The organism is Bacillus sp. EB106-06-01-XG163 (assembly GCF_058791615.1).
Window position 1 is genome coordinate 13293 of the sequence record NZ_JBYTDS010000002.1, and the last position, 16907, is coordinate 30199.

The window sequence follows — 16907 nt, forward strand, 5'->3', positions numbered from 1 at the left end:
AGGGGACTAACCATGAAAAAAACAGTGAATCTGCGCCTGACGGCAGAACATCCCATTATGAAACACCATCTTGTTCACGGAGAATCTGTCATGCCCGGTCTGGCCTATATTGATATGCTGTATCAGCTGGCAAAGCAAAGCCTTGATCTTTCATTCCGTTCCATCTGTCTGAAACGGGTGACCATTTATCATCCTTTATCAGTGAAACGGTCAGAGCGGCTTGATGTGAGTGTCATGTTCAGTAAAGAAAAGGAGTTCTGGACTGCCTCGATTTGCGGGGCGGATTCCGGGACGGTTTTCTTATCAGCGGAGGTGCATGAAGGGGTTTTCTCATCAGATAAGCGCCTTGACGCGGAAGAGAAAAAACAAGTTGCGCTTCCATCAGTCTCCTTGCATACGGTTTACGAAGACGCGAGAAGCCGCGGACTGTCGCATGACGGGCTGATGAAGCCGGAGGGAGAGATCTATGCAAATGAAGAGGAATGTTTCCTTGATATTCGGCAGTCTGATTCATGCCAGGAAAATCTCCCCGGCGCTCTCTTTCATCCCGCGCTGATGGACGGTGCCGCCATGGCCTCCGGCGTATTGCAGACAGCTGCAGGCGCCGGTTTGTTTTTACCGATTTATTATGATTCGTTTAGTGCCGCTGAAACCGTTACGGAGCGCTGTTACGCGGTGATTTCGAAAAAATCCGGCATGCCTTCTGAAATGGTGAAAATGGATATTGACTTTTACAACCTCAGCGGTGCGCATATTGCTTCACTGCTCGGCCTGACAGCCAAAAAGGTGCGGACAGACCGGCAGCTGATACCAGGCGTTCAGCAGATGGAGGAAACCTTATACCGCATTTTCTCAACATACGTAGGCCGTCCTGTCACAAGAAATGATGCGCACACCGTGTTTTTTGAATTAGGTCTTGAATCGTCACAGCTTCTGGCCATTATTAAAGACATCGAAGGGGCGTTTGATCTGCGGCTGAATCCGACTCTTTTATTTGAGTGCAGCAGCATATCCGAACTGCTTGAAGACATAAAAACAAAAGGAACAGATGAATCTCCCGGCCTTGTCGAGGATGCAGCACCGGTCTCTGAAACACAATCGGGCAGTCAGACATTTACTTTCTATGAACATGAAGCATTCCTTCAGGATCATCTGGTTTTCGGCAAACCGGCACTGATGGGTGTAGTGTATCCGTGTCTGGTGCTTGAAGCGTCCGGAGCGTCTCATTCCGGCACGTATCCCGCCGAGCTGAAAGATATCCGCTTTACGGGCGGGCCCGTCACGCTGGAGCCGGGAGAGGCCGCACAGATTGACATTTCATTTGCGGCAGAAAAGAGTGCCGAACGCTTTACCGCAAGCTGCACTGTTTCCGGTAAAGAAAGCCGGAAGACGTGTGCCGAAGGAGAAATAAGCAGATATACAGAGGCACCCGTAAAAAAATCGTATGACGTTGAACAAATGAAGGCGCATGCACAAAAGGTGGCGCCGGATGTTATTTCCCGTCTGTACGATTCGGTTGCCGGCTTCACGATAGGCCCGATGCTGAAAACGGTAACGGCGGGATACAAAATGAGTGAGAGCTCCTTTTTATTGCAGCTGGACTTATCAGGAAAAAAAGAAAAAGGCGATCTGCGTCACTTTGCATTTGACCCGCTTATATTGAATTCTTGTTATATGTCGCTCGGTGAAGAAGAATTGCAGCTGAAAAAGCGGATTCACGTCCCGCTCATGATTGAGAGGCTGACGCTGTACGGACCAGTCATGTCTGATACCGCCTATGTGGTGAATACAATCAAACATAAAAAAGACGGGTTTCTCTCATTTGATGCCGCAGTCCTCAGTCATACCGGGGAACAGCTGGCGGAATTGAAAAACGCGTCTGTGAAAGAAGTGCTTCAGCCAAATCGGCTTGAAAATGCGTCTTTTGCCCCGTCCGGGAATCAAAGCCGTCAGAAAACGAAAGGAAAACCGCTGGATATTGCCATTGTCGGGATTTCCGGCAAGTATCCGCAGGCCGATGATATCAATGCGTTTTGGGAAAATCTCAAACAAGGAAAGGATTGTATTACCGAAATTCCGAAAGACCGCTGGAAATGGGAACATTACTTTTCCGAGGACCGGACGGCGCCGGGAGCGATTTACAGCAAATGGGGCGGATTCATTGACGGGATCGCCGATTTTGATCCTGAGTTCTTTAAGATTTCCCCCCGTGAAGCGGAACACCTTGATCCTCAGGAACGGCTGTTTTTAATGCATGCGTGGATGGCCATGGAGGATGCGGGATATACGAGGACATCACCTGAACTTGGCCGTCAGGTAGGTGTGTATGCCGGTGTCATGTATCAGGAATACCCGCTATTCGCGGCTGAAGCGGGAGTGAAAGGACGGCATATCGGGCTCCCCGGCGGGATTTCATCCATTGCTAACCGTGTCTCCTATTTTTGTGATTTTCAAGGGCCGAGCATTTCGGTCGATACGATGTGTTCGGGTTCGCTGACTTCATTGTACATGGCGTGCCGGGATCTGCGGGATCATCGGATTCGCGCGGCGCTTGCCGGCGGAGTGAATCTCACCGTTCATCCTAACAAGTACTTCATGCTGAGCCAGGGGCAGTTCATCTCATCTAAAGGACACTGCGGGAGTTTCGGCGCCGGGGGTGACGGCTATATTCCGGCAGAAGGGGTCGGGGTGCTGCTTCTTAAACGTTTAGAAGACGCCGTACAAGACGGAGATCGGATTTACGGCGTCATTAAAGGAGCTGCCATTAATCATGGCGGGAGAGCGAGCGGTTACACCGTACCGAACCCCAAGGCGCAAAGCGAAGTCATTTCTCAAGCTTTACAGGAGGCGGGGGTATCTCCGGGCCAGATCAGCTATGTGGAAGCGCACGGGACAGGGACGAAATTAGGCGATCCGATTGAAATCCGGGCTTTAACCGATGCATTCGGTGATGTTTCTGAAACATGTCTCATCGGGTCTGTCAAATCAAATATCGGACATGGGGAATCTGCAGCGGGCATCGCCGCTGTCACAAAAGTGCTGCTGCAGATGAAGCACAAACAAATCGCCCCATCTTTGCATGCGGATGTTTTAAATCCGAATATCCAATTTGACGAAGGGCCGTTTTCCGTCTGCCGGGAATTAACAGATTGGAAACGGATTTCAGCAGACGGAGCAGAACAGCTGCTCAGGGCGGGGGTCAGCAGCTTTGGGGCGGGCGGTTCTAACGCGCATATCATTATTGAAGAATATGAGGCTCCTGTCAAACAAACAATCAGCAGCCAAGAGCCGGCTGTCATTCTGCTGTCTGCGAAAAATGGGGAGCGTCTGACAGAATATGCGGAGCGCCTTCTTGCTTTTCTTCAAAAGAAGCATACGGATAAGCCGGACTTATTTGATGTCGCGTACACTTTACAAGCGGGGCGGGAAGCGATGGACGAGCGGCTGGCTTTCATTGCGGACTCTCTTAAGGAGCTGGAGGACAAGCTCAGATCGTACTTGGAAAATGAAAACGCACCGCATCTTTACAGGGGGCGGGCGAAGCGAAATCATGAGACAGTGGCTGTGTTTGAATCTGATGAAGATTTGCAGGAAGCCATGGTCAAATGGCTGAAAAAGAGAAAGTACGGTCATTTGCTGAACATGTGGGTGCAGGGAGTCGATGTGGACTGGAACTTGTTATATTCGGGACAAAAACCCCGGAGAATCAGCCTTCCCGCCTATCCGTTTGCAAAGGTCAGATGCTGGATTCAAGATGAAGCCGAGGCGGTTTCAAAACGGAATGACGGCAAAACGGTGATCCATCCGCTGCTTCATGAAAACACATCCGATCTGTGGGAGCTGAAATTCACCTCTGTTTTTACCGGACGGGAATTCTTTTTCACTGATCACACAGTCAATGGACAGAAGGTGCTCCCGGGAGCCGCCGTGATCGAAATGGCCAGGGCGGCCGTTGAGCGTGCCGCATACGCTGTGCCGGACGGACGTAAAGGAATGTATTTGAAAGATCTCATATGGATGAGGCCTGTCGTTCATAAGGGGACGGATGTAGAAGTCCATATCAGCCTTATTCTTAAGGGAAATGAAGACATTGAATTTACGATTTACAGCCTATCGGAAGAACCCGGGGGAGAACGGATTATATACAGTAAAGGCACCGCGGTATCAGGAGAGATAGCAGCGGTTCCGTCAGTTCACTTAGAGGGCTGGCTGTCCGGCTGCAGCCAATCGGTTATGACGTCTGATGAGGTTTATCAGGCTTTCCGGCATGCGGGTATGATATACGGGCCGAGCCATCAAGGAATTGATCAGCTGATGATCGGAGAGAGGGGAGCTGCAGCCCGGCTGTCGCTGCCGGAATCGGCAGACAGTACCGCCGATCAGTTTGTCATCCATCCGAGTCTTCTGGATGCCGCGTTTCAGGCGTCACTGGGTGCCGGTTCAGATACTGCCGGAGACACTCCGATGCTGCCGTTTTCCCTGCGGCAGGCAGAAATATTTCAGCCGACTCAGAAAACGATGTGGGCGCTTGTCCGCAAACAGAGCGATCGGTCAGATAACGGAGCGCTGACGCTGGATATTGATTTATGTGATGAAAACGGCGCTGTTTGTATGAGATTAACAGGCTTCTCCTGCCGGGCTGTCCGGCAGACAAACCAAACCGAAAGCAAACGGCAGGAAGTTCAGACGGCGATGCTTGCCCCTGTTTGGGACAAAACTTTCTTTTCTCTGGAAGAAAATCGAGCGGTTGAGGAACAATTGCTGATCATCGGAAAGCCGGGAAATACCATAAAGGCTGCGGCAAAAATGTGGCCCCGCGCCCATCTGGCGGAGACGCCGGATCATTCAAGCGAGCAAACATTACGTGAATTGACAGCCGGGTATCAGGATATCCGCCATTTCTTATGGATTGCGCCGGATCGTTTCGCACCCGCATCCGTCAGTCAGGAAATGCTTGATGAGCAGGAGAATGGGGTGATTCAATGTTTCCGTTTCATCAAAGCGCTGCTGTCACTCGGGTATGGAAACCGAAACATCAGCTTTACGGCGGTGACCCGGCAGACACAGTCCGTGTATCCGGGTGATCTGCCGCAGCCTGAGCATGCAGGCGTACACGGTTTGATCGGTTCATTGGCAAAAGAATATCCGAACTGGGACATCAGGCTGATTGATGCAGAAGAAGGCAGTGATTCGTCTGAGATGAAAAACATCTGGCGCCTTCCTCCAGATCCGGACGGAAATGCTGCCGCGTACCGTAACGGAGCTTGGCACAAGCAAAAAACAGTCCGGGTGCTGACAAGTTCCGCTCCGCGTATGTCGTACAGAGAAGGCGGTGTTTATGCTGTCATCGGCGGAGCGGGCGGCATCGGAGAAGCATGGAGCAAATACATGATCACCCGTTACAAGGCACGGATGATATGGATCGGCAGGCGGCCGAAGGATCAGGAGATTCAGAGCAAAATAGACAGGCTGGCGCTATCAGGCCCTGCGCCGCATTATATACAGGCTGATGCCCAAGATGCCGCAGCGCTTAAAGCGGCCGTCCGTTCCGTAAGAGAGCAATACGGCAATATAACGGGAGTCATCCATTCCGCGATAACGCTTGCCGACAAAAGTATAGCGAATATGGATGAAGCTTCTTTCAGAAACGCTTATTCAGCTAAGGTGAATACGAGCGTCCGAATGATCGAAGCTTTTAAGGAAGAACCGCTTGATTTTGTGCTGTTTTTCTCATCCGTAAATTCTTTCACAAAAAATGCCGGGCAAAGCAACTATGCGGCAGGGTGTACATTTCAAGACGCCTTTGCCCGCCATATCGCTTCCTTGCTTGATTGTGAAGTGAAAGTCATGAATTGGGGATATTGGGGCAGTCTGGGTGTTGTATCAGACCCGTCTTACAGAAAACGGATGGAGGCGTCAGGGATCGGTTCTATTGAACCCGATGAAGCAATGGAGGCGCTGGAAGTCTTACTATCAGAACCGTTCAGCCAAGCGGCATTCATCAAAGCTGCTCCGCACGGCTTAGCCGCGCTGACGGATCAAGATGCAATGTCGGTTGTATCCGGCCCGAAGCCTTCATTTATGGAAAGCGTCAAGCGGCAAAATCCGGATCGGAATGAACGGCTTGAGACTTTAAAACGAGAAATGGAGTTGCGCATATGAACAGCCTTCTTTGCAAACTGCTCTTTTACCAATTACAGTCAATCGGTTTTTTCAGCGAGCCTGTCACTACACCTGCAGCATCCATGCGGAGCGCCGGCGTGATCGGCACATACGGCAGATGGCTGGAAGAAAGCTTGAATCTATTAAAAGAAAACGGATATATCGCGTATGACGGATACACGGTCACTCTTCTCACGGATCAGCGCCCGGACGGCCGCACAGTCTGGAATGAGTGGAATACCCATAAACGCCTGCTTCCCAATGGGGAGCTTGCGCAAGCTGAATTGGCCGAGGCGACGATAAAAGCGATGCCTTCCATTTTAAAAGGAGAACGTCCGGCTACGGATATCGTATTTCCCGATTCATCAATGCGGCTCGTTGAAGGTGTTTATAAGCATAATCCTGTCGCGGATTATTTTAATGAAGTGTTAGCAGATTCCGCGGCCGCTTACCTGAAAGCCTATCTTACAGAACACCCCGATGCCCGCATCAGGCTGATAGAAGTAGGGGCCGGGACGGGCGGAACGAGCGCCATGCTGTTTACAAAACTGAAACCATTTGCAAAACAGATTGCGGAATATTGTTATACGGACGTTTCTAAAGCTTTTTTAATGCATGCCGAACAGGAATACGGACCTGATGTGCCGTATTTGACAACAGCCTTGTTTAATGCGGAGGAGCCTTGCGAATCACAAAATATCAAAACGGGTGTTTACGATATTGTCATCGCCGCCAATGTGCTTCACGCCACAAAAAATATCGGTTTGACACTGCGCCGTCTGAAAGCGCTCCTGAAATACAACGGGATGATTTTGATAAACGAAATCAGCGATCGTTCTGTTTTTACCCATTTAACCTTCGGGCTGCTTGACGGCTGGTGGTCCTATGAGGATGCTGAGCTTCGGATTCCGGGAAGTCCCGGCTTATATCCAAAATCGTGGGAGCGTGTGCTGCATTCGGAAGGATACAGAGCGGTTTGTTTCCCTGCTGAAACGGCTCATGATTTAGGCCAGCAGATTATCGCAGCTGAGAGTGACGGACTCGTCCGGATGCAAGGGATCAGAGACGGCAGAAAGCCATACGCCGCCCCGGCCGAAGTTTTCCGAAAGCCCGCACAGCCTGTTTCCCGCAGCCGCGCGCCAGAGGAGCATCAAGCTGTTAAGGCTGATGGGGAATCGGTCGTTTCCCATGTCCGCTCTGTCATCAAAACAAGTATTGCCGATGTATTAAAAATGAAAGAAGAGGATATTCAGGAAGAACTGAATTTCTCTGAATACGGCATTGATTCCATTTTGGCCGTCAATGTGATTAACGAGATTAATAAGCGATTGAATCTTACACTGCAGACAACGATTTTATTTGATTACTATCATGTGAAACTGCTGACCGGTTATATCTCGGCAGAATATGAAACCATCATAGCCTCATCTCTGGAGACCGAAAGAGCGAAAATCCGCCCGGCGCTTCAGGAAGAACGGCCTGCTGAAAAACCTCTGCAGCCGGAAAGAAAGGAAAACGGTTATCAGAAACCGAAACAAGAACGTATGCCGCCTTCTTTCGCAAAGTCCGATGACTCGGGAATGTTCCGGGTTGTGATTGACCGTCCGGGCGGCATTGAAGATCTGACGATTGCCCGCAGTGAAGTGCCCGAGACAAAAGATGACGAGGTTCAAATAGCCGTCCGCGCCTTTTCTTTAAACTTCGGAGACTTGCTTTGTGTCAGAGGGCTGTACCCGACGATGCCGCCTTATCCGTTCACTCCGGGATTTGAAGCAAGCGGCGTCGTGATCAAGACAGGGAGGCATGTAACATCCGTCATTCCGGGTGATGAAGTGATTGTCGGCATGGGAGAGGAATTTGGATCTCAGGCGAATCTCATCACATGTAAAGAACATCAAGTCTATCATAAACCGGCCCGGCTGACCTTTGAAGAAGCATGCGCTCTTCCCACCGTGGCGGTGACCATGATAGACGCCTTCCGGAAAGCCGGACTTAAAAAAGGCGAAAAAATATTAATTCAGACCGCGACGGGAGGAACGGGGCTGATCGCGGTGCAAATGGCCCGGCATATCGGCGCGGAAATATATGCCACGGCCGGATCACAGAAAAAAATTGAGTATTTGCATTCGCTCGGGGTCCGTAATACCATTTGCTATTTAGAAGAAGATTTTGAAACGGAAATCATGCGAATGACCGGCGGCCGTGGGGTGGATGTTGTCATTAATACCCTGGCCGGTGATGCCTTGCAAAAAGGAATGAATTGCCTGGCGCCGGGCGGAAGATATATCGAAATTGCCATGACTGCGCTGAAATCCGCTAAATCAGTCGACTTGTCCGTCCTTCATAACAATCAATCGTTTCACAGCGTGGATTTGCGGAAGCTGTCCCTTCAAAATCCGGATCAGGTCAAGGACTATCAATTGGAACTGCAGCGGCTGGCGGAAGAGGGAGTCATTCAGCCTGTCATCTCAAAAATCTTTTCCTTTGAAGACATAAAAGAGGCGTATCACTGTCTGGATGACCGCGGAAATATCGGGAAAATCGTCATCAGCGTTTCTGAGCCGTATCAAATGACGTACCGCCCCGAACAAAAGGATCCGGCCGATACAGTAAAATCAGCAGCTGTGTTACATGAAAAAGAACCGATCGCGATTATCGGGATGAGCGGGCGGTTTGCTGAATCGGAGAATCTCCATGAGTTTTGGGAACACTTAGCCGCCGGACGGGATCTGATTAAAAAAGCAGACAGATGGGATGTCTCTGACAGCCAATGCCAGTATGGCAGTTTTATAGAGGACATTGAATGTTTTGACCCCGTTTTCTTTCATATATCGGGACGTGAAGCGACCTATATGGACCCTCAGCAGCGGCTGTTTTTGGAAGAATCATGGAAAGCGCTTGAAGATGCGGGATATGCGGGAGACTCGGTAAGAGGCCGGGAATGCGGCGTGTATGCCGGCTCCTGCGGCGGAGATTACCAGGCCATTTTTAAACAGCAGGGGCCCGCGCAGGCTTTTTGGGGCAATCACAATTCCGTCACTCCGGCAAGGATCGCCTATCACCTTAATTTACAAGGGCCGGCGATCACTGTTGATACAGCATGTTCCAGTTCACTGACAGCCATTCATTTGGCATGTCAGGGGCTCTGGACGAAAGAAACGGAAATGGCGGTGGCGGGCGGGGTTTTCATTCAATCCACTCCCGCTTTTTATCAGTCGTCAAATAAGGCGAATATGCTGTCACCGACCGGACGCTGCCATACGTTTGATCAAAGCGCGGACGGGTTCGTGCCGGGTGAAGGCGTGGGAGCGGTGGTGCTGAAACGTCTTAGCGACGCCGTTAGTGACGGAGATCATGTGTACGGCGTCATAAAAGGATCTGCAATGAATCAGGACGGCGCTACAAACGGAATCACCGCTCCAAGCGCGCTTTCTCAAGAACGATTGGAACGTCATGTCTATGATACTTTTCACATTGATCCGGAAACCATTCAAATGGTGGAAGCTCACGGAACGGGCACTGCACTGGGCGACCCGATCGAATTCGGCGCCTTAACGCGCGCTTTCCGCCGCTATACGGATAAAAAAGGATATTGCGCCATCGGCTCTGTGAAAACCAATCTCGGACATGCCGCTGCGGCCGCGGGGATGGCCGGACTGTTTAAAATCCTGCTGTCGCTGAAGCATCGGCAGATTCCGGCTTCCCTGCATTTTCACCAAGCCAATCAGCATATTCAATTTGCGGACAGCCCGTTTTTTGTGAATGAAAAGCTGATACCGTGGGAACGGAATCCGGATGCACCGCGCAGAGCCGCCATCAGTTCATTCGGATTCAGCGGAACAAATGCCCATCTTGTGATTGAAGAGGCGCCGCAAACCGTGCGCCGGTCGCCGGCAAAACCGGCCTGCTTCATTCCTTTATCTGCGCGGACGGAGCGTCAGCTGGAAATTCAGGCAGAACGCCTGCTGGATTCACTCAGCAAGAACAAAGACAGCGATCTGGGAAATATAAGTTATACGCTCCTGCTCGGCAGAAAGCATTTACATCACCGGTTTGCCTGTATCGTAAGCAGTGCGGACGAACTGAAGCGGGTATTGTCGGAGTGGCTTGTAAAAAGAGAGCTTCCGGGTGTGTTTGTGTCCAATTTGAAGGATCAGAAGCCGGCAGAAGAAGCCGGAATGAAAACATTCGGAATGGAATGCATTGAACAGTGCCGCTCAGCGGCTTCGCCAGCACAGTACAGAGAAAGCCTGGCACATATCGCTGACCTTTTTTGCAGAGGGTATGATCTTCCTTTTACACGGCTTTTTGACGGAGGGCAATATTATAAAACGCCGCTGCCTGCCTACCCGTTTTTAAAAGAAAGGTATTGGGCGGCTGATGTAAACAGTTCTTTACCAGGACAGGCCATGAAAAAGTCTGAAACGCAAACCGTTCTCCCGTCTTCGCCGCAGCCTGAACATGAAGGGCTGATTTCTCTGAGTCCTTTAACTGAGATCGAAATGACAGCGTTTGAACCGGAGACATTGCAAAAACCGATCGTGTTACAGCCTTTGGATTGTACTGTTTCTGTCCAACAGCCAGAAAAAGCCGTTTCCGAAGACAATAGAACATTGCTTGAAGAATTGAGGACAAGCCTGGCAGATATTTTATTTTTGTCACCGGAAGATATTGATGCTGATGAGCCTTTCAACGACATGGGTCTTGACTCCATTATCGGGGTTGAATGGATACAAACAGTAAATAAAACGTACCACACTGAGATTACTGCCAATAAGGTGTATGAACACCCGACGCTTGAAGAGCTTGCGGAATATATAGCGGGACAAATAAAGAAACCCGAGTATGCTGAAGCGGAGGAAACAGCAGTACGTCCGCAAATCCCGGAAGCAGAAACTCCCCTTGCCGGCATCTCTGACGGCACTTTGCGCAAAGAGCTCAAAGAAAGCCTTGCGGACATCCTGTTTCTGAAGCCGGAAGATATTGATGAGCATGAGGCATTCATTGAGATGGGGCTGGATTCTATTATCGGTGTGGAATGGGTTCAGTCCATTAATAAAACCTATCAAGCGTCTATTACGGCAAATCTGGTCTATGAATATCCGACAATCGCAACATTAGCCGGGTATCTGACCGGTTCTGTCCAAAAAGACACCGAGGAAGTACATGGGGAACATACGAAACAAAACGATATATCAGAAGAGACAGATGATCAAGAACCGCCCGAGCTGATCTGTCTTAACCCGGGTGGAAAGGGAAGACCGATTTTCTGGTTTCATTCCGCGCTGGGGGCAGTGGAGCTGTACCAGCCTGTTGCCGAACGGACCGGGCGTCCTTTTTACGGAATTCAGGCAAGAGGGTGGATGACAGACCGGGAACCGATCCGCGGCATTAAAAACATGGCGGAATATTACGTTAAGCTCATACGTACCGTGCAGCAACGGGGTCCTTACGATGTAGGCGGCTATTCATTAGGGGGCATGCTCGCTTATGAAGTCACCCGGCAATTGCAGCTGGCTGGAGAAACCGTTGAGTCAATCGTCATGCTCGACTCCTTTGACTCGGCGGGTGCGCGGGAAATAAACATTCCTGATGAATTATTTGATAAAAATATGATGCTGCAGACGGTGAACATGGCTTTATTTGCACCAATCTATCAACATCCGGAACGCATTTCTAAAACCTTGATTCACCGTGATGAACTAGATGCCGATCTTCATGAAGACATATTTTTAGAGCAATTAATCGCAAAAGCCAAACAGCGGGGGTTAACGAAGACGGACGCGTTGGTGAAAAATCTGATCAGGCAGAATATAAATGTTCAGGACGCTTACGAAATCACTGATTACGAACTCCTGCCGCTTCCGGATCCGAACGGGGTGACATGCTATTATTTCCGAAATAAAAACGGTATTTTCTTGGGTGAGCTTGATCCGTATTTTACAATCAGGGCTGATATTTTATCCGCTGATTTCGTCAACTATTGGAGCCAGTGGGAAGAGCATATGACAAACATCGCCATCATGGATGTGGCGGTATCCAATCATATGACGTTATTGGCTGAAGACAGCGCAGCCGAAACGATTTCTGAATTTTGCGGCGTTTTATATTCGGCAGACGGAATGACAGAATACAGCTTTCTGCAGCTGCAGGAAAAGATACTGAACGTGCATGGTGAGATGCTGAAGCAGCCCGCCAAAACAAGACCGTAAATTCACATATCCGCCCGCCGGGTTTACTCGTAAGCTTTGGCGGGTCATTTCAAATCTTGAACACATCTTGGAGGAATGAAAATGACCAGTTTAACAAAAATCAGACAGCAGCAGCCGTACAAGTGGTACCAAACGATGAGAGAAACCTCTCCCGTTCATTACAATGAAAAGGAAGATTGCTGGGAAATCTTCACCTATGATGAAGTGAAGCGGGTGATTTCTGACTACAGTCATTTTTCTTCCGATCATAAATACTTAAGTGCGGACAAACAGGAAAAAATGATCCGGCATATTAACAAAGACAGCCTTTTGAAAATGGACCCGCCCGAACACACCGTCTTCAGAAAATTGGTCAATCAGCCGTTCATGCCGAAATCGGTTGAGTCTCTTGCACCGCGTATAGCCGCTATCGCTGATGACCTGCTTCAGGCCGTCCGTTCAAAAGGCAGGGTGGACATTATTGAAGATTACGCATTTCCGCTTCCGATTATCGTGATCGCAGAGCTTTTAGGATTCCCTCCGAAAGACAGAGATATCTTTAAAAGCTGGGTCGACCAAAGCCAGAATGTAAAAGATGAAAAGAAAATGAATGAAGTGCAAAAGCAGATGATCGGATACTTCATGCAGTTTATTTTACAGCGGAGAAAACAGCCGCAAAATGATTTAATCAGCCATTTAATTTCAGCTGATTTAGATGGAGAGCCGCTGTCAGACAAGCAATTAATCGGTTTTTGCGGCTTGTTGATTGTCGCGGGGCACGTAACGACGGAAAATGTGATCGGAAATTCATTTCTCAGTCTCAAGGAGTTCCCGCACATTCTGCCCCGGCTGCTTGAAAATAAGGCGCTCCTTCCTGACTTTATTGAGGAAGTCATCCGCCTCAGACCTTCCATTCAGCGGGTAACCCGCTACACTGCGGTTGAGAGCGAGATTGGCGGAAAAACGATTCCGACCGGAGAAAAAGTGTATGCGTGGATTGGATCGGCGAACAGAGATGAAAAGAAGTTTGAAAATGCCGATCAGATTGACTTGGGACGAAAGCCGAATCAGCATCTGTCATTCGGTCAGGGCAGCCATTATTGTTTAGGAGCGCCGCTGGCCCGGCTTGAAGCGAAAATCGCGCTTTCCCACTTTTTTGAACAGATGCCCGCATGGCGTTTTACTGAGGATCAAGAGCCGAATCTGGTTCCGAGCCCTGTATTTCACGGCGTTGACAGGCTGCTTGTTGAGTTTTGAACGGAAAAATAAAAGAGGCTTCCACAGGAAGCCTCTTTACTCTGGGGGCTTGGAGAAATGAATGTAGGAATCGAAGCAATGAACGTGTTTGGCGGAACCGCGTATGTAGACGTCATGGAGCTTGCGGAACATCGGAACTTGGATAAAAAAAGGTTTGAGAACCTGCTGATGAAAGAAAAAGTGGTGGCGCTTCCGTTTGAAGATCCGATTACGTTCGCCGTAAATGCCGCAAAACCGATTATCGACTCTCTGTCAGAAGAGGAACGGAATCAGATTGAAATGGTGATCACCTGTACGGAATCCGGGATTGATTTTGGCAAATCCATCAGTACATACGTCCATGATTATTTGCAGCTGAAGCGGAATTGCCGGTTATTTGAGGTGAAACAGGCTTGCTATTCTTTAACGGCCGGGTTTCAAATGGGCGTGAATTTCATCTTATCGCAAACATCGCCGGGAGCGAAAGCGCTCATCATCGGAACGGATATTTCCCGCTTTTTGGTGGCTGAAGGCGGTGACGCGTTGACGGAGGAATGGTCCTATGCCGAACCGAGTGCGGGGGCGGGAGCTGTGGCGCTTTTAGTCAGCAGCACCCCTCATGTCTTTTTGCTTGATCAAGGCGCAAGCGGGTATTACGGGTATGAAGTCATGGATACCTGCCGTCCGATTCCGGATAGTGAAGCGGGGGATGCTGATCTGTCGCTCATGTCTTATTTGGACTGCTGTGAAAAATCATTTCAGGAATACCGAAAGCGTGTGAGCGGGGCGGATTATAAGAATACATTTCAATACCTTTCTTTTCATACTCCGTTTGGCGGAATGGTAAAAGGAGCGCATCGGACGATGATGAGAAAATTGGCAAAGGCTACGCCGCAAGACATTGAAGCGGATTTTCAGCAACGCGTGCTGCCTGGGATTCAATACTGTCAGCGCGTCGGCAACATCATGGGGGCCACCGTATTTTTATCTCTTGCCAGCACGATTGATAACGGCTCTTTTGAAACGCCGAAACGAGTCGGCTGTTTTTCATACGGTTCGGGCTGCTGCTCTGAATTTTACAGCGGTGTCGTTATGCCGCAAAGCCGTACGCGGCAGAATCAATTTCAGATCAGCCGGCATTTGGATGAACGCGTCCGTTTATCGATGGCTGATTATGACCGGCTGCTCCAAGACAGCGGCATCGTAAAATTCGGCACAAGAAATGCCGCGCCCGCAGCAGACATCCCGAATGCGCATCAAGGAAAAACGCGATTGGTGCTGACTGAAATAAAAGAGTTTCACAGAAAGTATGAATGGACGACCTAGTATAAGAGCCGGAAAGGCTTGAGTATTTTTAAAGAAACGGAGAATAAACATGAATCCAATGATTGATGTACAGGAAACAGAACCGGGCATTGTGCAGGTCACAATGCAGGATACGGCCGGGAAAAACGGGCTGTCAGAAGAGTTTGTCAGAGAGCTGCACCGGGTATTCCAAGACATCAATGCCCATCCGTCCTATAAAACCGTCCTTCTGACGGGTTACGGAAATTATTTCTGCACGGGAGGAACGCAGGAGGGGCTTTTGACCATTCAGAGCGGAAAGCTCCAATTTACAGATTTAAAGCTTCACAGTCTTTTATTGGATTGCAGGATCCCTGTGATTTCCGTCATGCAGGGGCATGCGATCGGAGCCGGCTTTACGATCGGTCTGAGCGCGGATTTCGTGATTTTAAGCAGAGAGAGTTTTTATTCTTGTAATTATATGAAGTACGGATTTACACCGGGAATGGGCGCGACGTATATTGTGCCTGAAAAACTGGGAATTGTCCTCGGGGAAGAAATGCTGTTTACTGCCGCGAATTTCAGCGGCGCCGCTCTGGAAAAACGGGGAGTTCCGTTTGAAGTGCTGCCGAAAAAAGACGTCCTTCAAAGAGGCCGCGAATTAGCCCGGCTGCTGGCGGATAAACCGAGAGCCTCACTGGTTGCGCTGAAAACCAATGTGACCGCACGGATCAAAAGAGAGCTGACAAAAGCGGTTGAGGAAGAGGTGAACATGCACGAAGCCACATTCCATCTTCCTGAAGTAAAAGAGAGAATCAGCCGCTTATACGGCAGTTAAACAGAATGAAAAAAGCATGGGAAGCCCCATGCTTTATCACTGGTCCGTCTTTTGCAGAACGGAGCCTGCGAATTGTTCTTTAATTTCGGCGCTCCGTGCTGCGGTTTCTGCGATGCAGTGCATGATGGCTTCTTCAAAGCGGCGCTCTTCTAATGCGCGAAGGCCTGCTTCAGTCGTGCCGCCCGGGCTTGTGATTTCCTTGCGCAGGCGTTCAGGCCGTTTGCTGCTTGTTCTGAGCATTTCCGTCGCCCCGGCCATTGTTTGTAAAATCAGCTCTTTTGCCGTTTCTTCCGGCAGGCCGGCTTGAAGGGCGGCTTTTTCCATTGCTTCGACATACCGGTACACATAGGCGGGACCGCTTCCGGCAATGGCTGTGACGGCATCAAGGTGTTTTTCTTCAAAGCGCGTCGCTTCTCCGATGGTTTCCAGAAGCTCTTTTGCCATCCGGATTTCAGCTTCACTCGCCTCGGAGCTTGCGGAAAAACCGGTCGCCGATTGCTGAATGGCCGCGGATGTATTCGGCATCGCCCGGATGATGGTGAGCTTTCTGCCGAAATATTGCTGAATCGTGTGAATCGTCAGCCCTGCGATGACAGAAATCACAAGCTGATCTTTCACGTATTCGCGAATGTTCTCAATGCTTTCTGCCGCATCTTTCGGTTTAAAGGCGAGAACGAGAATGTCGGTATTGCTGAAAAACTCTTCTTTATCCCGGCAAGGTTTTACTCCGTACGTTTTTTGGAGCTCTTCAAGCCGGCTGTCATTTGACCGGTTTGTCATATATATATGTCCGGGGGCTGTCATTCCGCTTTGCAGCAGTCCGTTCACCATTGCTTCCGCCATTGATCCGGCCCCGATAAAACCGATTTTCTTCATATAAATCCTCCTTCTTCTCAAAACACAAAAAAACCTTCCCGTCAAAAAGGACGAAAAGGTTTCGCGGTACCACCTTACATTAGCACGAATCAGCCGTGCTCAGCTCAAATCCCGTAACGAGGGGATACGTTTAGGTTTTCCTAACCGCTCTGAGGGCAGGTTCTGTAAACAAGAGGGCCGCAATGTCTTTCAGCCGGGGACATTGCTCTCTGCTGCCGTTGTTTATATACTAGTTCCTCGTCATCGCGTTCCGTGTTTTCTAGTTTGTTGTTCATTATGCTATGCGCAAGAGCGGGATGTCAATCTTTTTTTCCGATATG

General features: G+C 49.6%; 6 protein-coding genes. 5 read left to right on the plus strand and 1 reads right to left on the minus strand.

All coding sequences use genetic code 11. From position 1 onward, the window contains the following. The first annotated feature begins 12 nt into the window (after positions 1-12). The 5 genes from AC3WTF_RS01925 (at position 13) to AC3WTF_RS01945 (ending at position 15711) form a co-directional block, all read left to right on the plus strand. Complete coding sequence (locus AC3WTF_RS01925; protein ID WP_492314168.1) at positions 13-6162, plus strand: type I polyketide synthase; 6150 nt, start codon at positions 13-15, stop codon at positions 6160-6162. Then, positions 6159-12374 carry a beta-ketoacyl synthase N-terminal-like domain-containing protein gene (locus AC3WTF_RS01930; protein WP_129003156.1) on the plus strand — a complete coding sequence of 2072 codons (6216 nt, stop codon included), beginning with the start codon at positions 6159-6161 and terminating at the stop codon, positions 12372-12374. Before AC3WTF_RS01925 ends, AC3WTF_RS01930 begins: the two co-directional genes overlap by 4 nt. 81 nt (positions 12375-12455) lie before the next feature. Next, on the plus strand, positions 12456-13610 hold the full coding sequence (locus tag AC3WTF_RS01935) for a cytochrome P450 (RefSeq protein ID WP_129003158.1): 1155 nt from the start codon (positions 12456-12458) through the stop codon (positions 13608-13610). 57 nt (positions 13611-13667) lie between these two features. Beyond that, positions 13668-14915: a hydroxymethylglutaryl-CoA synthase family protein gene (locus AC3WTF_RS01940; protein WP_033574755.1), complete on the plus strand. Its 1248-nt coding sequence runs from the start codon at positions 13668-13670 to the stop codon at positions 14913-14915. A gap of 49 nt (positions 14916-14964) precedes the next feature. After that, entirely contained in the window at positions 14965-15711 is a 747-nt protein-coding gene (locus tag AC3WTF_RS01945) for a polyketide synthase (protein WP_129003160.1), read from the plus strand. A 36-nt stretch (positions 15712-15747) separates the two neighbouring features. On the opposite strand, the gene proC is transcribed toward AC3WTF_RS01945, so the two are convergent. Next, positions 15748-16587: a pyrroline-5-carboxylate reductase gene (proC, locus tag AC3WTF_RS01950; protein ID WP_038464059.1), complete on the minus strand. Its 840-nt coding sequence runs from the start codon at positions 16585-16587 to the stop codon at positions 15748-15750. Between the last annotated feature and the right edge of the window lie 320 nt (positions 16588-16907).